General features: G+C 70.4%; 16 protein-coding genes and 1 riboswitch. Of the genes, 8 read left to right on the top strand and 8 right to left on the bottom strand.

All coding sequences use genetic code 11. From position 1 onward, the window contains the following. The first annotated feature begins 108 nt into the window (after window positions 1–108). From ABD793_RS07440 to ABD793_RS07415, 6 genes are all read left to right on the top strand, one after another. Entirely contained in the window at window positions 109–3,066 is a 2,958-nt protein-coding gene (locus ABD793_RS07440; RefSeq protein WP_344856717.1) for a ribonucleoside-diphosphate reductase subunit alpha, read from the top strand. A 15-nt stretch (window positions 3,067–3,081) separates the two neighbouring features. Beyond that, the gene (locus ABD793_RS07435; protein WP_344856715.1) at window positions 3,082–4,155 is read left to right on the top strand and encodes a ribonucleotide-diphosphate reductase subunit beta; all 1,074 of its coding nucleotides are present in this window, start codon (window positions 3,082–3,084) and stop codon (window positions 4,153–4,155) included. 11 nt (window positions 4,156–4,166) lie between these two features. Beyond that, a riboswitch (cobalamin riboswitch) is annotated at window positions 4,167–4,400 on the top strand. A gap of 88 nt (window positions 4,401–4,488) precedes the next feature. After that, a complete protein-coding gene (gene metE, locus ABD793_RS07430) occupies window positions 4,489–6,762 on the top strand; it encodes a 5-methyltetrahydropteroyltriglutamate--homocysteine S-methyltransferase (RefSeq protein ID WP_425548662.1) in 2,274 nt (757 codons plus the stop codon). A 253-nt stretch (window positions 6,763–7,015) separates the two neighbouring features. Then, window positions 7,016–8,485, top strand: a complete 1,470-nt coding sequence (locus ABD793_RS07425; RefSeq protein ID WP_344856711.1) for a cytochrome P450 — start codon at window positions 7,016–7,018, stop codon at window positions 8,483–8,485. Between the two features lie 242 nt (window positions 8,486–8,727). After that, the gene (locus ABD793_RS07420) at window positions 8,728–10,596 is read left to right on the top strand and encodes an EAL domain-containing protein (protein ID WP_344856708.1); all 1,869 of its coding nucleotides are present in this window, start codon (window positions 8,728–8,730) and stop codon (window positions 10,594–10,596) included. 74 nt (window positions 10,597–10,670) lie between these two features. Then, complete coding sequence (locus tag ABD793_RS07415) at window positions 10,671–11,129, top strand: peroxiredoxin (protein WP_344856706.1); 459 nt, start codon at window positions 10,671–10,673, stop codon at window positions 11,127–11,129. A 599-nt stretch (window positions 11,130–11,728) separates the two neighbouring features. Here ABD793_RS07415 and ABD793_RS07410 read toward each other — a convergent pair. The 4 genes from ABD793_RS07410 to ABD793_RS07395 form a co-directional block, all read right to left on the bottom strand. Continuing rightward, on the bottom strand, window positions 11,729–12,253 hold the full coding sequence (locus ABD793_RS07410) for a GNAT family N-acetyltransferase (RefSeq protein ID WP_344856704.1): 525 nt from the start codon (window positions 12,251–12,253) through the stop codon (window positions 11,729–11,731). A 67-nt stretch (window positions 12,254–12,320) separates the two neighbouring features. After that, window positions 12,321–13,526: an LCP family protein gene (locus tag ABD793_RS07405; RefSeq protein WP_344856702.1), complete on the bottom strand. Its 1,206-nt coding sequence runs from the start codon at window positions 13,524–13,526 to the stop codon at window positions 12,321–12,323. Window positions 13,527–13,644: 118 nt separating this feature from the next. Continuing rightward, window positions 13,645–14,904 (bottom strand): class I SAM-dependent methyltransferase, encoded by a 1,260-nt coding sequence (locus ABD793_RS07400; protein WP_344856700.1) that lies wholly within the window; start codon window positions 14,902–14,904, stop codon window positions 13,645–13,647. Between the two features lie 79 nt (window positions 14,905–14,983). Then, window positions 14,984–15,679 (bottom strand): alpha/beta hydrolase, encoded by a 696-nt coding sequence (locus ABD793_RS07395; protein ID WP_344856697.1) that lies wholly within the window; start codon window positions 15,677–15,679, stop codon window positions 14,984–14,986. Window positions 15,680–15,776: 97 nt separating this feature from the next. Between ABD793_RS07395 and ABD793_RS07390 the strand changes: the two genes are divergently transcribed. Beyond that, window positions 15,777–16,505: an SIS domain-containing protein gene (locus ABD793_RS07390; protein WP_344856695.1), complete on the top strand. Its 729-nt coding sequence runs from the start codon at window positions 15,777–15,779 to the stop codon at window positions 16,503–16,505. A 35-nt stretch (window positions 16,506–16,540) separates the two neighbouring features. Here the strand turns inward: ABD793_RS07390 and ABD793_RS07385 are convergent, their stop codons facing one another. From ABD793_RS07385 to ABD793_RS07375, 3 genes are all read right to left on the bottom strand, one after another. Further along, the gene (locus tag ABD793_RS07385; RefSeq protein ID WP_425548661.1) at window positions 16,541–16,912 is read right to left on the bottom strand and encodes a hypothetical protein; all 372 of its coding nucleotides are present in this window, start codon (window positions 16,910–16,912) and stop codon (window positions 16,541–16,543) included. 201 nt (window positions 16,913–17,113) lie between these two features. After that, window positions 17,114–18,025, bottom strand: coding sequence for a carboxylesterase family protein (locus ABD793_RS42640; RefSeq protein WP_425548660.1), 912 nt, complete (start codon window positions 18,023–18,025; stop codon window positions 17,114–17,116). A 46-nt stretch (window positions 18,026–18,071) separates the two neighbouring features. Then, entirely contained in the window at window positions 18,072–18,653 is a 582-nt protein-coding gene (locus ABD793_RS07375) for a TetR/AcrR family transcriptional regulator (RefSeq protein WP_344856689.1), read from the bottom strand. 77 nt (window positions 18,654–18,730) lie between these two features. Between ABD793_RS07375 and ABD793_RS07370 the strand changes: the two genes are divergently transcribed. Continuing rightward, window positions 18,731–19,564 carry an SDR family oxidoreductase gene (locus tag ABD793_RS07370; RefSeq protein WP_344856686.1) on the top strand — a complete coding sequence of 278 codons (834 nt, stop codon included), beginning with the start codon at window positions 18,731–18,733 and terminating at the stop codon, window positions 19,562–19,564. Between the two features lie 15 nt (window positions 19,565–19,579). Here the strand turns inward: ABD793_RS07370 and ABD793_RS07365 are convergent, their stop codons facing one another. Further along, window positions 19,580–21,445 carry an ABC transporter ATP-binding protein gene (locus ABD793_RS07365; RefSeq protein ID WP_344856684.1) on the bottom strand — a complete coding sequence of 622 codons (1,866 nt, stop codon included), beginning with the start codon at window positions 21,443–21,445 and terminating at the stop codon, window positions 19,580–19,582. Between the last annotated feature and the right edge of the window lie 93 nt (window positions 21,446–21,538).

Here is a 21,538-nt window from a genome sequence, read left to right as displayed (position 1 = left end):
GACGGGGAGACCGCTTGAGGAGGGTCGCCGGGCAGCTTCACCGCAACTGCAGCGCACGGCCCCGCGGGCCGTGCGGAGATCGAACGCGCCCTTTTTTTGGAGACACGCATGTCAGTGGAAACCGGTCAGCGGCCGCCCGCGACGGGGGAGCAGGTCAACGCCGTCCGCGTCATCCGGCGGGACGGCAGCGTCTCGCCCTTCGACGCCGGCAAGATCTCGGTGGCGCTGACCAAGGCCTTCCTCGCGGTCGAAGGTGACGACGCCGCCGCGTCGTCACGCGTGCACCACGTGGTCGCCGAGCTGACCGAACAGGTGGAAGCCTCGCTGCTGCGTCACGCCGGTCCGGAGACCGCGCTGCACATCGAGCAGATCCAGGACCTGGTCGAACTCGCGCTGATGCGCGGCGAACACCACAAGGTCGCGCGCGCCTACGTGCTGTACCGCGAAGAGCGTGCGAAGGCCCGTGAGGCTGCCGCGCCCGCCCCCGCGGAAGCCGCGATCAGCGTGAAGAGCGTCGACGGCACGGTGCGCCCGCTCGACTGGGCCCGCGTGTCGCACGTGGTCGGCGAGGCGGTCGCCGGGCTCGACGACGTGACCGCCGAGCCGGTGCTGACCGAGACCAAGCGCAACCTCTACGACGGCATCAGCACCGACGAACTGGCGCTGGCCCAGATCATGGCCGCCCGGGTGCTGGTCGAGCAGGAGCCGAACTACTCGTACGTGAGCGCCCGGCTGCTGCTGGACAAGCTGCGCGGCGAGGCGCTCAGCTACCTGGCCGGCACCCCGCGCCAGGCCAGCCAGGACGAGATGACCGGCGAATACCCGCCGTACTTCCGCAGCTACCTTCGCCGCGCGATCGAACTGGAGCTGGTCGATTCGCAGCTGGCCACCTTCGACCTCGACCGGATCACCGCGGCGATCCGCCCCGAACGCGACCTGGACTTCGGCTTCCTCGGCCTGCAGACGCTGTACGACCGGTACTTCCAGCACCACGACGGGGTGCGGTTCGAACTGCCGCAGGCGTTCTTCATGCGCGTTGCGATGGGCCTCGCGATCCGCGAGGACGACCGCGAGGGCAGGACGATCGAGTTCTACGAACTGCTGTCCACCTTCCACTTCATGGCCTCCACCCCGACGCTGTTCAACTCGGGCACCACGCGCGCCCAGCTCTCGTCCTGCTTCCTGACCACTGTGGACGACGATCTGGACTCGATCTTCCAGGCGTACAAGAACAACGCGCTGCTGGCCAAGTACTCCGGCGGTCTCGGCAACGACTGGACCCCGGTCCGCGGCCTCGGTGCGCACATCAAGGGCACCAACGGCCAGTCACAGGGGGTCGTGCCGTTCCTGAAGATCGCCAACGACACCGCGGTCGCGGTGAACCAGGGCGGCAAGCGCAAGGGCGCGGCGTGCGCGTACCTGGAGACCTGGCACGTCGACGTCGAGGAATTCCTCGACCTGCGCAAGAACACCGGCGACGACCGGCGGCGCACGCACGACATGAACACCGCCAACTGGGTGCCCGACGAGTTCCTGCGCCGCGTCGAGGCCGATGCGCAGTGGACGCTGTTCTCCCCGAACGAGACGCCGGACCTGCACGACCTCTACGGCACCGCGTTCGCCGAGCGCTACCGCGAGTACGAGGCGGCCGCCGAGCGCGGTGAGATCAAGGTGTTCCGCAAGATCCGCGCGGTCGAGCTGTGGCGGCGCATGCTGACCATGCTGTTCGAGACCGGGCACCCGTGGATCACCTTCAAGGACCCGTGCAACCTGCGTTCGCCGCAGCAGCACATCGGCGTGGTGCACTCCTCCAACCTGTGCACCGAGATCACGCTGAACACCAACTCCGAAGAGGTCGCGGTCTGCAACCTCGGTTCGGTGAACCTGCTCAAGCACGTGACCCCGGCGGGCCTCGACACGTTGCGGCTGGAGCAGACCGTGCGCACCGCGGTCCGGATGCTGGACAACGTGATCGACATCAACTTCTACACGATCCCCGAGGCTCGCCGGTCCAACCTGCGGCACCGGCCGATCGGGCTGGGACTGATGGGTTTCCAGGACGCGCTGTTCGAGCTGGGGCTGCCGCTGTCCTCGGACGACGCGGTGCAGTTCGCCGACGAGAGCATGGAGCACATCTCCTACTACGCGATCTCGGCGTCCACCGACCTCGCCGAGGAGCGCGGCCGCTACCAGTCGTTCGAGGGCTCGCTGTGGAGCCGCGGCATCCTGCCGATCGACTCGATGAAGCTGCTGATCGACGCCCGCGACGGCGACGCGCTCGACGTGGACACTTCGTCCACTTTGGACTGGGCACCGCTGCGCCGTCGGGTGCAGACCGTGGGTATGCGCAACTCCAACGTGATGGCGATCGCGCCGACCGCGACGATCTCCAACATCTGCGGCGTGGGCCAGTCGATCGAACCGCTGTTCCAGAACCTGTTCGTGAAGTCCAACATGTCCGGTGACTTCACCGTGGTGAACCCGCACCTGGTCCGCTCGCTCAAGGAACGCGGGCTGTGGGACGAGGTGATGGTCAGCGACCTGAAGTACTTCGACGGCAGCCTCGGCCGGATCGACCGGGTCCCGGACGAGCTCAAGGCGCTCTACGCCACAGCCTTCGAGATCGAGTCGAAGTGGCTGGTGGACGCGGGTTCACGGCGGCAGAAGTGGATCGACCAGGCGCAGTCGCTGAACCTGTACATCGCCGCACCCAGCGGCCGCAAGCTCGACGAGCTGTACCGCTACGCCTGGCACAAGGGCCTCAAGACCACCTACTACCTGCGTGCACAGTCCGCGACGCACGTGGAGAAGAGCACCCTGCGCGGCACCGACGGCAAGCTGAACGCGGTCTCGGCCACCCCGGCCGCGGCTCCCGCGGCCGGCCCGGCGGCGGCACCGGCGCCCTCGCCCAGCCCCTCCCCTTCGCCTGCCGCCGCGGTCCCGGCGACCCCGCCTGCCGCGGAGCCGGAGACCAAGGCCGCGCCGAAGGTGGACGACGTCGACTTCGTCGCCACCGATGGTGCCGCGTGCCGGATCGACGACCCCGACTGCGAAGCCTGCCAGTAAGGAAACCCGGAAGACATGACCAACCTGGAGACCACGGACGCGACCGGCCTCGGCGAGATCGAGGTCGGCGCGGCCCGGATCAACGTCGACGACAAGCGGATGATCAACGCCCGCTCCGACGTCAACCAGCTGCTGCCGATGAAGTACCGGTGGGCGTGGGAGAAGTACCTGGCCGGCTGCAACAACCACTGGATGCCGACCGAGGTCGCCATGCAGGCCGACATCGCGCTGTGGAAGTCGACCGACGGGCTGACCGAGGACGAGCGGCAGATGCTCAAGCGCAACCTCGGCTTCTTCGCCACCGCGGAGTCCTTGGTGGCCAACAACATCGTGCTCGCGGTGTACCGGCAGATCACCAACCCGGAGTGCCGCCAGTACCTGTTGCGCCAGGCCTTCGAGGAGGCCGTGCACACGCACACCTTCCAGTACATCTGCGAAAGCCTCGGCCTGGTCGAGGGCGAGCTGTTCAACATGTACCGCGAGGTTCCGTCCATTTCGGACAAGGACGCGTGGGCACTGAAGTACACCCAGCACCTCGAGGACCCGGACTTCAAGACCGGCACACCGGAGGCCGACACCGCGTTCCTGCGTGATCTGGTGGCGTTCTACGTGATCTTCGAGGGCATGTGGTTCTACACCGGGTTCGCGCAGATCCTTTCGCTCGGCAGGCGCAACAAGATGGTCGGCATCGCCGAGCAGTACCAGTACATCCTGCGCGACGAGTCGATCCACCTGAACTTCGGCATCGACTGCATCAACCAGATCAAGATCGAGAATCCGCACCTGTGGACCGAGCAGTTCCAGCAGGAGGTGCGCGGGATGCTGCGAGAAGCCTGTGAGCTGGAGGTTTCCTACGCCCGCGACACCATGCCGCGCGGTATGCTGGGACTGTCCGCGCAGCTGTGCGAGCAGTACATGCACTTCATCACCGACCGGCGGGCGCAGCAGATCGGGCTGGCCCCCATCTTCGGCGAGAACGAGAACCCGTTCCCGTGGATGTCGGAGGCGATGGACCTCAAGAAGGAGAAGAACTTCTTCGAGACGAGGGTCATCGAGTACCAGTCCGGCGGCGCCCTCGACTGGGACTGACCGCTGCGGCTAAGCTCGGCCACGCCACTGGTTCGCCAGGGCGTGGCCGAGCTTTTTCACGTCCGGGCGAGGCAAGAGGGAACCCGGTGCGATTCCGGGACTGCCCCGCAGCGGTGAGTGGGAACGAAAGCCGTCACCACGAGGATGTGGTCCAGCACTGGGCGCCAGCGCCCGGGAAGCGACGGCGAGTAGGAGCGTGCCCGGCGCCCACGAGTCCGAAGACCTGCCCGTGGCACGCACGCCGACGGCGTGCGTGAGTCCGGGCCTCGTGGGACAGGGCGCGACCGAAGCACGGCTGCCGCGTGCCCGGACTCTTCCGGCGAGCACGTGAGGATGCATGCTGTGAACACGATCGGCACCACCGTTCTTGGCTACCCGAGGATCGGGCCGGCCAGGGAACTGAAGCGGGCGCTGGAGGCCTACTGGGCCGGCACCGGGACCGAGGACGAGCTGCTGGCCACCGGAGGGCAGCTGCGCGAACAGACCTGGACCGCACTGCGCGACGCCGGTCTCGGCTCGATCCCGTCCGGCACCTTTTCGCACTACGACCAGGTGCTGGACACCGCCGTACTGTTCGGTGCACTGCCGGAGCGCTTCACCCGGCTCGGCCTGTCGCCGCTGGACACCTACTTCGCCGCCGCGCGCGGGGTGCCGGACGCGCCCGCACTGGAGATGACGAAGTGGTTCGACACCAACTACCACTACCTCGTCCCGGAGCTGGGCCCGGACAGCCGGTTCACGCTGACCGGCACCGCCACGGTCGACGAGGTCCGCGAGGCCCGCGCGCTCGGCATCACCCCGCGTCCGGTGCTGCTCGGCCCGGTCACCTTCCTGCTGCTGGCGAAACCGGACACGCCCGGATTCCGGCCGCTGGACCTGCTGGACGAGCTGCTGCCCGCTTACGCCGAGCTGTTGCGGCAGCTGCGGGCCGAGGGCGTGGAGTGGGTGCAGCTGGACGAGCCTGCGTTCGCCGCCGACCGAAGCACTCCGGAGCTGAACGCGCTCACCCGCGCCTACCACGTGCTGGCAAAACAGGCCGACCGGCCGAAACTGCTGGTGGCCGGCTACTTCGGCGGGCTCGGCCGGGCGCTGGGCGTACTGGCCCGCTCCCCGATCGACGCACTGGCCGTGGACCTGGTCACCGATGAGTCCTTTGTGGACGCCGTGGCCGCGGAGGGCGCACTGCGGGACAAGGAGGTACTGGCCGGGGTGGTGGACGGGCGCAACGTGTGGCGCACCGATCCCGACCGTGCGCTCGTCCGGGCGCGGCGGCTCCTGGACACTGCCGCACGGGTCGGTGTCAGCACGTCGTGCTCGCTGCTGCACGTGCCCTACGACGTGGCCGCCGAACCGCGGCTCGATCCGCGGCTGCGGGGCTGGCTCGCGTTCGCCCGGCAGAAGGTCGACGAGGTCGTGCTGCTCGGCCGGGCACTCGCCGGCGCGGACGTGGATCTCACGCCCGCCCGTGAAGCGGTGGCCGACCGGGCGCGGGCCACCGAGCCGACCGATCCGGCCGTCCGCACCAGGATCGCCGGGCTGACCGAGAAGGACGCGATCCGCCCGCCGTACGCGCAGCGGGTGCTCGCCCAGTCGACCGCGCTGGACCTGCCCGCACTGCCGACCACGACGATCGGCTCGTTCCCGCAGACCGGTGACGTCCGCCGGGCCAGGGCGGCGCACCGCGCGGGACGGCTCCGCGACGAGGAGTACCGGACCGCCATGCGCGCCGAGATCGAACGCGTGGTGCGGTTGCAGGAGAACCTCGGCCTCGACGTGCTCGTGCACGGTGAGCCGGAGCGCAACGACATGGTGCAGTACTTCGCCGAGCAGCTGGCCGGGTTCGCGGCCACCGAACACGGCTGGGTGCAGTCCTACGGTTCGCGGTGCGTGCGCCCGCCGATCCTGTTCGGCGATGTGTCCCGGCCGGAGCCGATGACGGTGGAATGGGCCCGCTACGCGCAAAGTCTCACCGGCCGTCCGGTGAAGGGCATGCTGACCGGCCCGGTGACCATCCTGGCGTGGTCGTTCGTCCGCGACGACCAGCCGCTCGGCGACACCGCGCGGCAGGTGGCACTGGCCATCCGCGACGAGGTGGCCGATCTGGAGACCGCGGGCATCCGGATCGTCCAGGTCGACGAGCCCGCGCTGCGCGAACTGCTGCCGCTGCGGGCGGCCGGGCACGAGGCGTACTTCGGCTGGGCGGTACACGCCTTCCGGCTGGCCACCTCGGGCGTCGCGGACAGCACGCAGATCCACACGCACATGTGCTACTCGGAGTTCGGCGAGGTGCTGCCCGCGATCGACGCACTGGACGCCGACGTGACCAGCATCGAGGCCGCACGGTCCAAAATGGAGGTACTGGCCGATCTCACCGGCGCCGGGTTCGCCCGCGGGGTGGGACCGGGCGTCTACGACATCCACTCGCCGCGAGTGCCGGACTCCGGTGAGGTGACCGGTCTGGTGCGGACCGCACTCGCCGCGGTACCCGCCGGACGGCTGTGGATCAACCCGGACTGCGGGCTCAAGACCCGCAGGTACGCCGAGGTCGAACCGGCACTGCGGCATCTGGTCGCCGCCGCACGCCAGCTGCGCGGCGAAGCCCGTTGATTGTCGGCGCCGCGCGGTGAATCCCGCCGATCAATGCTGCCGCTCGGCAGCTGCGCGGCGGAGCTCGCTGATCGTCGGCACTACTCGGCAGCTGCGCGGCGGAGCCCGCTGAGACCGGGCCGGACGGCGGGCTCCCGCCGTCCGGCCGGTTTGTGCCGAATCACCCGGATGGGCCAGCTCGGAGGTATTGTCACCGCGTCAACAAGAGCGCACCGTGGAACGGCAGTGGTTTCCTCGCCCGGAGGTGCTCGGCATGACCAGCGCAGTCGACCGGATCGCCGGAGTCGCGGGGACGCTGCGGGGCCGGGTGCCCCCGTTGACCGCGATCCCGTTGCCCCGCACCGTGGACGAGCGGTGGCTCGGCTCGCGGTGGCCGGTGCGCGAACTGGCCGCACCTCCGCCGGGCAGCGGCCTGCGCCCGGTGCTCGGCGACGACGGTCCGCCGGTGGTCGGGCACGTGCCGGAGATGATGCGCTTCGGCCTCGACTTCAGCCTTCGCCGCTTCGAGCAGTACGGCCCGGTGTCCTGGATGGGTGCGTTCGGCCGCCGGATCGTGTCCCTATCCGGACCGGAGGCCACCCGGATCGCGCTCGTCAACAAGGACAAGGCCTTCTCCCAGGAGGGCTGGAAGTTCTTCATCGAGCAGTTCTTCGAGCGCGGGCTGATGCTGCTGGACTTCGGCGAGCACCACCTGCACCGGCGGATCATGCAGCAGGCGTTCACCCGCGACCGGCTGGCCCGCTACGTCACGCAGATGGCACCGCCGCTGCGCGAAGGGGTCCGCTCGTGGGGCGACGGCGGGCGGCCCCGGCTGTACTGGGCGCTCAAACAGCTCACACTCGACGTCGCCACCCGGGTGTTCATGGATCTGCCGTCCTCCGGCGGAGCGTTCGACGCGGCACGGATCAACCGCGCGTTCGTGAACTCGGTCCGGGCCGGAACCGCTCTGGTGCGCCGTCCGGTGCCGGGCGGCCGGTGGGCCGCCGGGTTGCGCGGACGGCGGCTGCTGGAGCGCTACTTCGCCGCGAACCTGCCCGCGAAGCGGGATGCCGACGGCGACGACCTGTTCTCCGCGCTGTGCCATGCCACCACCGAGGACGGCGACCGGTTCGGCGACGTGGACATCGTGAACCACATGATCTTCCTGATGATGGCCGCGCACGACACCACGACCATCACCAGCAGCGCGATGGCCTACTACCTCGCCAAGCACCCGCAGTGGCAGGAACGCGCGCGGGAGGAGTCGCTGCGGCTCGGCGACGACCTGCCGGACCTCGACGCACTGGAGCGCCTGGAAACGCTGGACCTGGTGATGAAGGAGGCCTTGCGGCTGCGCGCGCCGGTGCCCTCGCTGTCCCGGATGACCACAAAGGACACCGAGGTGCTCGGCCACCACCTGCCCGCGGGCACGCTGGTCGCCGTCTCCCCCACGCTGAACCACTTCACGCCGGACTGCTGGACCGACCCGATGCGCTTCGACCCGGACCGGTTCGGCCCGGACCGCCGCGAGGACAAGGCGCACCGGTTCGCCTGGATGCCGTTCGGCGGCGGCGCGCACAAGTGCATCGGGCTGCAGTTCGGCAGCCTCGAGGTGAAGGCGCTGATGCACGAGATGCTGCGGACCTACCGCTGGTCGGTGCCCGAGGATTACGAGCTGAAGTGGGACTACGTCTCACTGCCGGTGCCCGCCGACGGGCTGCCGATACAGCTCGCCTATCGTTGACACCGGCCGCGAGAGGCGGGAACCGGCCCGGGGGAACGGACGAATCAGCGCACCACCATCGAGCACTCAAGGTGACATCCGGTCACCATTTGTGTGGCGTCCATCACTCGTTCAGCCGGTAGACACCCCGTTTCGCCCGTGATGCCGTGGCATCACTCGCGGCCGGCTCGTACCCAGTGTGGGTCCTTCGTTTCCGACACCGGGCTTGAGCTGGTCTTTGTCCGCGTCCGAAGAGGTGGAGTGTGCCGGAGCCTGGTCCCGCACCAGGGTGGGTCGAGGTCGCGCGCAGGTACGCGGCCAAGCTGACCGACACCAAAGGAGTAACGCTCCCTCCCGCGGAACTGGAGCGGACGCTGCTCGACTTCGCCGGCGAAGTGGCCGCCGCGGCGGTGCCTGCCGACGACGGTGCACTGCTGCGTTTCACTGCGCTGTTCAGCGTCGCGCCGATCGGGATCGCGCTGGCCGATCCGTCCGGCATGATCGTGGAGTCCAACGCGGCGCTCGCGAAGCTGCTCGGCGTGCCGGCGGAACGGCTGTTCGGCAGGCACCTCGCCGAGCTGGCCTCGACCCCGCAGGACGCCGGACGGCTGCGGGCCGGGCTGGAACGGGTGATGGACGACGCCGGCGAGCAGCGCACGGTGCGCGGTCTGCACCTCGACCACCGTGAGGACGGCGGCCTGATCACCAACATCACGCTCGCCTCGGTGCCCGGCGATCGGCCCGGCACCCGGTTTCCGGTGCTGATGGCCGCCGACACCGACGATCTGCACCTGCTCGGAGAGCGGCTGCTGCACCAGAACCTGCACGATCCGCTCACCGGCCTGCCGAACACCGCGGCGTTCACCGCGCGGCTCGAGGCCGCGGTCGGCGCAGGCGGTGCCGACGAGGTCGCGCTGATCTACCTGGACGCCGACGGTTTCCGGGTGATCAACGACGGACTCGGCGCGGGCGTGGCCGACCAGGTGCTGAAGAAGGTCGCGGGCAAGCTGCACGCGGTGTTCGGCGGAACGCACCGGGGTTACGAGGGGTACGTCGCCCGGCTCTCCGGCGACGGATTCGGGGTGCTGCTGCGCGGTCCGCAGCTGACCCGGCAGCAGGCGGTGGCGCTCGTCGACCGGGCGCTGGAAGACCTCCACGAGCCGGTCTACCTCGACGGGTACGGCATCGGCGTGAGCGCGAGTGCCGGCATCGTGGTGCGCCCGGCAGGCGAGGGCGGGCCGGGCGAGCTGCTGCGTGCCGCGGAACTCGCACTGCACCGCGCCAAGGAGGCGGGCAAGGCGCAGTGGATGCTGTTCGATCCGCAGCGCGACGCACAGGACCGTGGCCGCTACCAGCTCGGCGCAGTGCTCGCGGGCGCACTGGAGAACGGGGAATTTTCGCTGGTCTACCGGCCGACGGTGAAGCTGGCCAAACCGGAGGACATCGCCGCGGTGAACGCCGAGCTGCGCTGGCACCATCCGGAGAAGGGCGAACTCGGTTCCGGCGAGTTCTACCCGCTGGCCCACATCACCGGCATGACCATCCCGCTCGGCAAGTGGCTGCTGGCCGAATCGCTGGCCGCCTCCGCGCGCTGGCGCGGCCGCTACGGCGACGCCGCGCCCGACGTGTGCGTCCGGCTGCCGAACCGGCTCGCCACCGATCCCGATCTGGTGCTGCTGGTCAAGGAACAGCTCGACCGGCACGAACTGCCCGCACGGGCGCTGCGGCTGTGCACCGACCGGGAATCGTTGTTCGACAACAGCGGCGAGGTGCTGGACTCCTTCACCGTGCTGGCCGACCTGGGTGCGCAGCTGGTGCTCACCATCGCCGGTTCGGCCGATCTGGAGCTGATCCCGCGGCTCCGGCTGCCGGTGCGGCACGTGATCCTCAGCGGCGCGGTGATCGACGCGCTCGACCGGGAGGACCCGGCCGAAAGCGATCTGCGCCATCTCGGCCAGCTGGTCACCAGGGCCAGGGAACTGGGCCTGCGGATCGGCGCGGAGGGCGTGCGCACCGCCGAGCACGCGCGGCTGCTGCGGGAGCTGGGCGTGCTGGCCGCCCGCGGCGCGTTCGTCGCCGATTCGGCCACCGGCGACGAGGTGGACGAGATGATCGAACGGCACGCCCGCTGACCAATCCGGGACTGCGGCGGCACCGAACACCCGACAGGATGGCCTGTGCCACCCCGACCTCCGGAAGGACCCCCATGCAGACCGGCGACCTCGCGCCCGACTTCACCCTCCCCGACGACCAGGGCACCGACCGCACCCTGTCCGCCCTGCTCGCCGGCGGACCGGTGGTGCTCTTCTTCTACCCGGCCGCGATGACCAGCGGCTGCACCGCGGAAAGCTGCCACTTCCGCGACCTGGCCGCGGAATTCGCCGAGGTGGGCGCCCAGCGCGTGGGCATCAGCCCGGACGAGGTGATCAAACAGCGCACCTTCTCCGAGACGCACGGCTTCGACTACCCGCTGTTGTCCGATGTGGACGGAGTGGTGGCGAAGCAGTTCGGCGTGTGGCGCAGGATCCTGCCCCTGCACGCAAAACGCCAGACTTTCGTGATCGGCACCGACCGCCGGATCCTCGAGGTGGTCAAGAGCGAACTCAACTTCAGCACACACGCCGACCGGGCCCTGCAGGTACTGCGAGAGCGAGCAGCTGCCTGAACAAGGGCGGGGTGCGTCCCGGCCGGGACGCACCCCGCCCGGGTCCGCCACGGCACGTCCGAGACGCCAAGAGCCCGGCCGCGGCTCACCCCCGGCCGGGCCGGCCACCCACCCAGCCCGGCCACCACCGCTGACCCGGGCCAGACCACAGCCTGGCCCGACGAGCCCGGCTACAGCCCACCCCCGGCCGGGGCGACCGCCCACCCAGCCCGCCACCACACGGCCTGGCCCCACGAACCCGGTCGCCGCACGCACCGGCCGGGTCGGCCACCACCCGCACGTCCGGCCGAACCGCGGACCACCACGGGCCGCGGCCGCCACTCGCGCCGGGCCACGCCGGCAGCCGCATTACCAGGCACCGTCCGAACCGGACCCCGGGCGGACTTGTCCGCAGCGCACGGCAACCGCCACACAAGCCCCCTGGACCGGGACACCACGCGCCTGCCGCTCCGCACCCGAGCCGGGCGGCGGCCGGTTGTCCAGACCACTGCCCGGACCGGAACGCCCCGAGCCCGCGGCGAGTCACCCCGATCGGGCGCGGCCGACACGGTGCCGCCGGAACCGGGGCGCCACGATCTTGCCGTGCGTCCGGCCGTGACTCATCCCGGCCGGGTCAGCCGCCACACGTGGTTGATGCCCGCGCAGGCGGGGGCGACCGGTTCCCCGGCGGGTTCCTGGCGGTGCGGGGTGAAGCCGAGCCGGCGTGGTACGGCGGCGCTGCGTTCGTTGCGCTCGTCGTGCCTGATCTCCACGAAAGTCGCGCCCTGGCGCCAGGATTCGGCGACCAGCAGTGCTGCCGCGCGGGTCACGTAGCCGCGGCCGGTGTGTTCCTTGGCCAGCCAGTAGCCGATCTCCCGGCCGGGGTCGCGGTTGATCAGGCCGCAGCCGCCTGCCACCACCGACTCCGGGGTGCAGATGGCGTAGTCCTGGGACTGCCCGTTCTCCCACCGCTGCTCGGCGCCGGTCAGGAACTCCTCTCCCTTGGCGCGGTCGTAGCCACCGGTGGCCCAGACGAGCCAGTCGCCGAGGTGGTCCCTGGAGCCGTCGGCCGTGCGGACGAGCACGTCGAGGTCTTCCCGGCGCCAGCGGACGAGAGTGATCACGCCGTCGGTGAGAGTGTCCATACCGCCATCGTCGCAGGACGGCCGCCGGGCGGGCGCGCGATTTTCCGGGCGCCCGCCCAAGCCCGCCTCAGTTGGTCACGACGTCCGAGGGCACCTCGGTGTCGTTCCTGAGCGCGTCGAACAACTGCTGTGACTTCGACTTGTCCCAGTGCTCGGCCGAAGAACTCGTCAGCGGGACGGTGGTCGTGGTGACCCCGCCGTCGGAGATCCCGCGCATCGCGATCGCCAGGCCGGCCAGGTTGTGCACGTGGTCGCCGGAGTCCATGGTCAGCGCGTCCGGCGCCGAGGACAGCAGCGGGAAGAAGTCGAACGGGTTCAGCAGCGTGCCGGGGCTGGCGATCTGGCTCACCAGCGCACCGATGAACTTGCGCTGGTTGGCCACCCGGTCGAGGTCCGACCGCGGGGTCGCGCTGCTGTAGCGCATCCGGACGAAGCCGAGTGCTTCGCGCCCGTCGAGCTTCTGGCAGCCGGCCTTGATGTCGATACCGGTCTTGGGATCGCTCATGTCCTTGTCGATGCACATGTCGACCCCGCCGATGGCCTCCACGATGTTCGCGAACCCGCCGAAACCGATCTCCGCGTAGTGGTCGATGTGCAGGCCGGTGGCACCTTCCACGGTCTTCGCCAGCAATGCGGGGCCGCCGATGGCGAACGCCGCGTTGATCTTGCTGGTGCCGTGGCCGGGGATCTTCACCTGCGAGTCCCGCGGCAGGCTGAGCAGCGTCGGCTTGGTCGAGTTGTCCGGGACGTGCGCGACCATGATGGTGTCCGTGCGCTGCCCCTTCGCGTCGGATTCCGCGCCGGTGGCCAGGTTCTCCTCCTGCTCGGCGGTCAGCCCGGAACGGCTGTCCGACCCGACGATGAGCCAGTTGCTGCCGGACGCGGCGGCCGGGCGGCCGTCGTAATCGCTCAGCGCGTCCACCCGGTTGATGGAGAACTCCAGGTAGGCCCAGACCCCGCCGAGGAACAGCACGATGATCAGCACCAGGGTCATCAGGACCTTGCCGACGCCCCACCGCCGCCTGCGGCGCGGGCGCGGCGCCCCGGCAGGCGGGCCGGGCGGCGGCTGCCGGGGCGGCGGCGGGGGTTCCCCCTGCCCGTGGCCCGGTGCGCCCATCGGCCTGGTACGGCTGTCGTACGGGCTCGATTCCCGTCCCGGCAGCGGCAGCATCTGCGCCCGCTGGTGCTGCCGCGGACGCCCACCCGGCTGCGGCGGCCGTCCACCCGGCTGCGGCGGCATCCGCCGCCTGCGGTCGTCGCCTCCGTAGGTCATCGGTCCCATCACCCGTTCCCCGAATCCGGTGGTCGTGTGCGGCCCAGTGAACCGCACGTCCCCGTCAGGAGGACGTGCGGCACCCGGGACGGGTTGTGCCGGCGGGGAACGGCCCTGTTCAGCGCGGGTCGGCGAACCCGAACTGGTGCACCTTGAGATACCCGGACCGGAAGCCCGCCTCGGAGTAGGCGAGGTAGAACTCCCACATCCGGCCGAACACCTCGTCGAAGCCGAAGCCCCGGATGTCCTCCCACCGCTGCTGGAAGCGCTCCCGCCACAGTTTCAGCGTGCGGGCGTAATCCTGGCCGAACTCGCGCATCCCGGCCAGTTTCAGCCGGGTGTTGTCGCGCATGCCCTCCTCGATCGCGCGCACCGACGGGATGATGCCGCCGGGGAAGATGTACTTGTGGATCCAGGTGTAGGACCGTGCCGTGGCGACCATCCGTTCGTGGTCCATGGTGATGGCCTGCAGGCCGAACCGCCCGCCGGGGCGCAGCCGTCCGCCGATCGTGGCGAAGAAGGCGGGCCAGTAGGACGCGCCGACCGCCTCGATCATCTCCACGCTCACCACGGAGTCGTACTCGCCGGTGGCCTCGCGGTAGTCGCACAGCCGCACGTCGACGAGGTCGGACAGGCCCGCCTCGGCGATCCGGGCATCGGCCAGCACCTTCTGCTCCTGCGAGATGGTCAGCGACGTGACCCGCGCCCCGCGCTGGGCCGCGCGGATGGACAGTTCACCCCATCCGGTGCCGATCTCCAGCACCTCGCTGCCTTCGCGCACGCCCGCGTAGTCGAGCACGCTGTCGAGCTTGCGGTGCTGCGCCTGGGTCAGCGTGTCGCCGGGCCCGAACAGCGCGGAGGAGTACATCATCGACTCGTCGAGGAACGCGCTGAACAGATCGTTCGACAGGTCGTAGTGCCGGTGGATGTTCGAGCGGGCACCGTCGACGGTGTTCTCTTCCGAGGCGGGCTGCACGCGCTCGGCCAGCCGGCGGAACCGCTGCAGGAACGCAGGCACGATGGTGGCCAGCCGCTCCGCGAACGGCGTCAGCACGCCGGGCAGGTCGTCCGCGGTCCAGTCACCGACCAGATACGCTTCGCCGAAGCCGATCTTGGCGTCCGCACCGAGCCGGTGGAAGAAGGCGGACGGGCGGTTGATGCGCATCTCCGGCGCGTCCGGGCCGCCCGCGCCCAGCACCGTGCCGTCGGGGAACGTGACCCGCACGTCCAGCGACTTCACCGCACGGCGGAACAACGCTTCCGCGGCCCTCGCCCGTACCGGCGAATGCGGCGGTGTGGCCAGTCCCGGCCACCGGGATTCGTCCGGCTCCGGCCGCGGGATCGCCTCCGCCGGCCGGTCAACTCTTGACGTGGACAAGACACTCCCTCCGACGGGCCTGCCGGCCCTCCTGAAATGATATTCCCGGGCGGCACCGCCCGCGTCCCGGCCTCGCAGGTCAGCCGGGGATACGCAGCCGCTCGTCTTCCGGACGGGCCCAGGCCCGCCGGAAAGTCTCGTCTCTTTCCGCTGCACCCGTCAGTTCTCGGGTGAAAGCACACATCAGCCTGGTCCAGACCGCGGCGCGGCGGAGCATCGCGTGCCCCTCCCCCGCGATTTCGAACCGCGCGACCCGCTCGGCGACCGCGCGGGCCCGCACCGCGAAGGCGTACGACTCGGCGGGCGAGGTCATCCGGTCGCGGGTGCCGTGCACGATCAGCACCGAACGGCCGCGCACCGCGTCCACCGGTTCGCCGGACGGCGTCCACGGGGCCAGCGCGCACACCCCGGTCACCGCCGGATCGTCGGCGACCCGCAGCGCGACACGTCCGCCCATCGAGTGCCCGACCAGCACGACCGGCACGTCCGGGTGCTCGGCGCGGATCCGCTCCAGCGCCCGGCGCGCGTCCGGCACCGGGCTCTCCGCCGGCGCGTTCCAGCCGTAGATGCGGTTGCGCAGCAGGTGCACTTCGAGCCCGTGGTCCCGGCCCGCCCGGTGCAGCGCACGCGCCAGCGGGACCATCCGCAGATAGGCGAGCCGCCACGGGCGCACTCTTACGGTCCCGTGCTCCGCCCCGCCGTGCAGGACGAGCGCCACCGCTCGGGTGCGCCCCCGCGGGTGCCATCGGGTGACCACCGGTCCCGTATCCGCCACCAGGCCGCCTCCCTGCTCGATCGGGCTCCACGTTAATCCACCACGAAGCGTGCGCACGCGATACATTCGGCGCCCGGACCCGCGAGGAAGGGCAGGTGTGGTGAGCGCCACGGAAATCTGGAAGAGCACGTCGGACAAGCTCGAGGCGGCGGCCGAGGCCAACGCCGCACAGCTCAGCGCGGCCGCGGACCTGTTGCTGGGGGTGATCCGGGCCGATGCGCTCGTGTTCACCGCCGGGGCGGGGCATTCGCTCGCCGCGGTCGCCGAGACCTTCTACCGCGCGGGCGGGCTCGCCTGCGTCTACCCCGTCTACCACCCGGAGCTGCTTCCGCTGCACGGCGCGCAGCAGAGCACGAAGACCGAACGCCGCAGCGGCCTTGCCGAAGAGGTGCTCGCCGAGCGCGCACCGGGGCCGGACGACGTGCTCGTGGTGTTCTCCACCTCCGGGGTGAACCCGTATCCGGTCGAACTGGCCGCCGGCGCCCGCCGCCGGGGCGCGTCGGTGATCGCCGTGACGTCGCGGGCCTGCGTCGCCGCCGCACCCCGGCGCTCGGCGAGCACGCTCGTCGAGGAGGGCACCGTGGTCATCGATTCACTGGTGGTCCCCGGCGACGCGAGCCACCCGGCGAGCGCGCCGCGCACCGCACCGCTGTCCACTGTGGTCAACGCGTTCCTGTGGAACCTGATCCTGACCGAGGTGTTCGACCGCGGCGCCGCCGACGGTCTCGACGTACCACTGTGGCGAAGCTCCAATGTGGAGGGTGGCGACGAGGCGAACGCGGCACTGCTCGCGAAGTACAGCCAACGGGTGCCCGCACTGCGCTGACGAAACCGGCCGAGTGCGGCAGGGGCCGGCAGGTCTCAGCCGTCCAGTGGCACGTGGTCCCAGCAGGCTCGTCGTTCACCTTCCGGATCGGAGACGACCGCGGTCTTCTCGTCGAACACCATGGTGTACCGGGAGCCGGGCTCGTACTCCGGCCGGCCGGCGACCGCGGGATCACCGGTGGTGGCGAAGGAAATCCAGGATCCGTGCAGTTCCCGGGTCAGGTTCGCGGGCCGCTCGTCACCCAGCAGCCGGTTGGTCAGCGACAGAGTGAAATCGTCGAGCACGAAGGGGCCTTCCATACGGTGACTGGCGCCGGCGCGTCCGCCGAAGGAGCCGGAGCGCCAGGCGAACCGGTACACCCGGGTGGAGCCACCGGCGCACTGGTGCGCCTCGGCGATCCGCAGCATCGGGATCGCCGAAGATCCGGTCGGTGTCGATCGCGATCGACGTTCCGATCACCGCGCCCGGTTCCCGGTCGCGGTCGTACACGGCGCGGATTCGCCGCTGCAGCGCGGGGTCGGCGTCCCAGCTCGTGGTGGGCAGGTCGGCCCCGGCACGCATCTCGGCCGTCAGCTCGTAGAGGGTGCACTCGTCACGGTTGCTACCGGTCAGGAACGCGACGTCCGCGCCGACACCATCGGCGACGGCGGCCACCGCGGGACACGGCAGCAGCTCGCCGCCGGCCAGCGGAACGAACGGCAGCGGCACCCGTCCGCATTCCGGGTGTGCGCCGCGGCGCAGCTCGGCGACCAGCTCGTTCTGGGCCGCGAGAATGCACCCCAAGGGCAGCGACGGCAGCTCGGCCGCGGCGACGCCGAGCTTGCCGAGTACGAGCTCGGCGATGGGTTCGGCGTGCACGGCGGGAAAAGCCGAACAGCGGAAGCCCGGCGGCGCTCTGCGACACCGCTCGGCGGAACAGCCCCGGCGCACCGGGGGCAGCCGAGCAGCTCCCTGACGAACGTGCCACCGGCCGAGGCCCCGAAAATCATGACATTGCCGGGATCCCCGCCGAAGTTCGCGATGTTGTCGCGGGTCCAGCGCAGCGCGGCGATCTGGTCGGCGAGCCCGTAGGCACCGGACGCCGCGGCGTAACCGTCGCCGAGATGGCCGGCGTGCAGGAATCCGAACGCGCCGAGCCGGTAGGTGCAACTGACGAAAACGGCACCGTCGCGGGCGAACGCACGCCCGTCCGAACCGGGCTCGGCATTCGATCCGAGGGTGACGCCGCCACCGTGGATCCAGAACGCGGCCGGCCGCGTCTTCGGGCACCCACACGTCGACCGTGAGGAAGTCCTCGCCCGTTGCGAGGTCCCCGAAGACGCCCGAGGCCGGCTGCGGGCAGCGCGGGCCGTGGGCGGTGCACTCACGCACCCCCCTCCCAAGGCGCGCGGCAACGGGGTTTTGAAGAGGTTCGGTCCGAAGGGCGGCTCTGCGAAGGGAATGCCCCGGTAAGCGGCGATCCCGTCGGTCAATTCGCCGCGCACGGTACCGCTGGTGGTCTTCGCGTCGACGGTGGTCATGCTGAGGCCCTTCACCGGGAGACCTGCGGCACGAGACTCGAGGTGGCTATCCAGCGCCGGGATGTGCGGGGGCGATGATGCGCCGCAGGGCTTCCTCGATCGCGGCGCGCCGCGTGTGGACCGGTGGGCCGTCGGCCTCGGCCAGCTCGACCAACGAGGCGGACGCATCGGTCCACGCCCCCGCCAGTGCGCCGATGATCGCCATCAGATCGCCCGCGTCCCAGGACGCGTCGACCTCGCCCGCCTGCTGCGCCGCCCGGATCTGCTCGATCTTGCGCCGGTAGGACTCGGTTTCCGCGGACGTCCGCCCGAGGTCCGGATCCTCCAGCCGCCGCCACGCCATCAACCGCAGGATCTCCGGCGCGCGGAACGCCAGGTCGAACAGGTCCCCCGCAGCCGCGGGAAGGTCCGCCGCGCTGCGGTCGGTCCACCCGTCCGGCCGGGATGCCGAAGCCTGCAGCACCGCCGAGAACAGGCGCTGCTTGTTGCCGAAGTACGCGTAGATGCGCTCCTTGTTCGCCTTCGCGGCCGCGGCGATGCGGTCCACCCGTGCGCCGCCGAAGCCGTGCGCGGCGAATTCGGCCGTCGCGGCGGCGAGGATCCGCTTCTCCGTGGTCTCGGTGCGCATACCCCGCAGTGTACCAACTGACTGGTTGGCGTATCGTGCCAACTAACAAGTTGGTCGGCTTTCCAGGAGGACCTGACATGGCACCGCAGACGTGGTTCATCACCGGCGTGAACAGCGGTTTCGGCCGCGAACTGAGTGAAGCACTGCTCCGGCGGGGCGACCGGGTCGCCGGGACCGTCCGGAAGGCCGATTCGGTCGCCGACCTCGCCCGCGAGTTCGGCGACCGGTTCTGGACCGCACACCTGGACGTGACCGACGGCGAGGAGATCACCCGGGTCGTCGACCGCGCGTTCACCGAACTGGACCGGATCGACGTCGTGGTGAGCAATGCGGGTTACGGCCTGTTCGGCGCCGCCGAAGAGGTCAGCGACGACCAGATCCTGCACGTGCTGAACACCAACCTCGTCGGCTCCATCCGCGTTGGCCGGGCAGTGCTTCCGCACCTGCGCGCCCAGGGTGGCGGGCGCATCATCCAGCTCTCGAGCGTCGCCGGGCAGACCGCGGCGCCCGGCGCGTCCCTTTACCAGGCCAGCAAATGGGGCATCGAAGCCTTCATGGAGGCGCTCTCGCACGAGGTCGCCGGCTTCGGCATCGGCGTCACCCTGGTCGAACCCGGGGGCGCACGCACGGACTTCCAGAGCGGCAGCCTCCGCCTCGGCCGGCCCTTGGCCGCCTACGACAACACGGCCGCGGCCATGGTGCGGAACCTGCAGAAGCCGGAGTTCCGGCCCGCGGGAGACCCGAAGCGGATGGCCGCAGCGATCATCGACAGCGTCGAGCAGCACCCCGCGCCACTGCGCCTCGTCCTCGGCCGCTCGGCCTACGACGGCATCCGCGCCGCGCTGACCGAACGGCTCGCCGACATCGAGCCACAGCAAGAACTCGCCTACTCGGCCGACTTCCCCGAATGACCGGGAAGGAGCCCGTCACGCCGCGGCGGGCTCCTCGGAGAACTGCGTGTGGTAGAGCTGCGCGTAGCGGCCTTCGCGGGCCAGCAGATCCTCATGCGTACCGCGCTCCACCACTTCGCCGTTCTCCACCACCAGGATCAGATCCGCGGCACGCACGGTGGAGAGCCGGTGCGCGATCACCAGCGACGTCCGCCCGGCCAGTGCGCCGGTCAGCGCCTCCCCCACGGCTGCCTCGGATTCGGAGTCCAGGTGCGCGGTCGCTTCGTCGAGCACCACGACCCTCGGCCGCGCCAGCAGCAACCGGGCGATGGTGAGCCGCTGGCGTTCGCCACCGGAGAGCCGGTAACCCCGCTCGCCGACCGTGGTGTCGAGGCCGTCCGGCAGCGAACGCACCAGCTCGGCCAGCCGTGCCTGCTCCAGTGCCGCCCAGACCTCGTCGTCGGTCGCGCCGGGACGGGCGTAGGCCAGGTTGGCGCGGATCGTTTCGTGGAACAGGTGCCCGTCCTGGGTCACCACGCCCACGGTTTCCCGCACCGTGGCGAAATCCAGATCCTTGACGTCCACACCGGACAGTCGCACGGATCCGGTGTCCACGTCGTAGAGCCGCGGCAGCAGGGACGCGATCGTCGACTTACCCGCACCGGACGGGCCGACCAGCGCGACCAGCTGCCCTGCCTCGGCACGGAAACTCACGCCGTGCAGCACCTCCTCGCCGCCGCGGCTGTCCACAGTGGCCACGTCTTCCAGCGAGGCGAGGGAGAACCGGTCCGGCGCCGGGTAACCGAAGTGCACGTCGGTGAATTCCACCGCGACCCCGCCCGCGGGCAGCTGAGCGGGCTCGACCGGCTCCTTGATCATCGGTTCCAGGTCCAGCACCTCGAAGACGCGCTCGAACGAGACCAGCGCGGTCATCACGTCCACCCGCACGTTGGCGAGCGCGGTCAGCGGCGTGTAGAGCCGGGTCAGCAGCAGAGCGAGCGCCACCACGGTGCCGGGTTCCAGCCGCCCGGTGAGCGCCAGGTAGCCGCCGAGACCGTACACCAGCGCCTGGGCGAGTGCCGATACGAGCGTCAGGCTGGTCATGAACCAGCGCGTGAGCATCGCGGTGCGCACGCCGATGTCCCGCACCCGCCCTGCCCGCACACCGAAGTCGGCCACCTCCTGCCGTGGCCGGCCGAAGAGCTTCACCAGGGTGGCACCCGGTGCGGAAAACCGTTCGGTCATCTGCGTGGTCATGCCCGCGTTCAGCTGCGCGGCCGCACGCTGCAGCCCGGCCATCCGGCGGCCGAGCCTGCGTGCGGGCAGCACGAACACCGGCAGCAGCACCAGCGCGACCACCGTGACCTGCCAGGACAGCGACACCATCACCACCAGCGACAGGGCCAGCTGGATGACGTTCGTGACCAGGCCGGACAGGGTCGCGGTGAACGTGCGCTGCGCGCCGATCACGTCGTTGTTGAGCCTGCTCACGAGTGCGCCGGTGCGGGCACGGGTGAAGAACGCGATGGGCATCTTCTGCACGTGGTCGAACACCGCGACCCGCAGATCGAGAATGATGCCCTCGCCGATCCGCGCGGACTGCCATCGCTCGGCGAGGCCGAAGCCGGCATCGAGGATCGCGAGCGCCGCGATCACCAGCGACAGCACGATCACCGGCGTCAGATCGTGCCCGCCGACGATGGCGTCGACCACCTTGCCGGCGAGCACCGGCGTGCTCACCGCGAGCACCGCGGAAAGGACGGTGAGCACCAGGAAGATCACCAGCGCACGCCAGTGCGGGCGGGCGAACCGCGCGACGCGGCGCACGGTGCCCCTGGTGAGTGCCCGTGGTGTGTCGGCGGCCCGCATCGCGGAGCCGAGCAACGCCCACGTGTTGTCCATCGGAGTCTCCCCCCAGGTTCGGAATACCTCTAGATTAGTTGAGCTATTTTCCGGAGATGACCTGCACAACACCGGCGCGTCCGAGGTTCTTCC

The organism is Amycolatopsis ultiminotia, assembly GCF_039536925.1.
GTDB classification, from domain to species: Bacteria; Actinomycetota; Actinomycetes; order Mycobacteriales; family Pseudonocardiaceae; genus Amycolatopsis; species Amycolatopsis ultiminotia.
This window is presented reverse-complemented; position numbering and strand designations above follow the sequence as displayed.

Bases quoted from the DNA above. Each gene is read 5' to 3' on its own strand.
- ABD793_RS07440 (WP_344856717.1), top strand. From the start codon at position 109: ATGTCAGTGGAAACCGGTCAGCGGCCGCCCGCGACGGGGGAGCAGGTC.
- ABD793_RS07435 (WP_344856715.1), top strand. From the start codon at position 3,082: ATGACCAACCTGGAGACCACGGACGCGACCGGCCTCGGCGAGATCGAG.
- metE (WP_425548662.1), top strand. From the start codon at position 4,489: ATGCATGCTGTGAACACGATCGGCACCACCGTTCTTGGCTACCCGAGG.
- ABD793_RS07425 (WP_344856711.1), top strand. From the start codon at position 7,016: ATGACCAGCGCAGTCGACCGGATCGCCGGAGTCGCGGGGACGCTGCGG.
- ABD793_RS07415 (WP_344856706.1), top strand. From the start codon at position 10,671: ATGCAGACCGGCGACCTCGCGCCCGACTTCACCCTCCCCGACGACCAG.
- ABD793_RS07410 (WP_344856704.1), bottom strand. From the start codon at position 12,253: ATGGACACTCTCACCGACGGCGTGATCACTCTCGTCCGCTGGCGCCGG.
- ABD793_RS07405 (WP_344856702.1), bottom strand. From the start codon at position 13,526: ATGACCTACGGAGGCGACGACCGCAGGCGGCGGATGCCGCCGCAGCCG.
- ABD793_RS07385 (WP_425548661.1), bottom strand. From the start codon at position 16,912: ATGCTGCGGATCGCCGAGGCGCACCAGTGCGCCGGTGGCTCCACCCGG.
- ABD793_RS42640 (WP_425548660.1), bottom strand. From the start codon at position 18,025: ATGACCACCGTCGACGCGAAGACCACCAGCGGTACCGTGCGCGGCGAA.
- ABD793_RS07375 (WP_344856689.1), bottom strand. From the start codon at position 18,653: ATGCGCACCGAGACCACGGAGAAGCGGATCCTCGCCGCCGCGACGGCC.
- ABD793_RS07370 (WP_344856686.1), top strand. From the start codon at position 18,731: ATGGCACCGCAGACGTGGTTCATCACCGGCGTGAACAGCGGTTTCGGC.
- ABD793_RS07365 (WP_344856684.1), bottom strand. From the start codon at position 21,445: ATGGACAACACGTGGGCGTTGCTCGGCTCCGCGATGCGGGCCGCCGAC.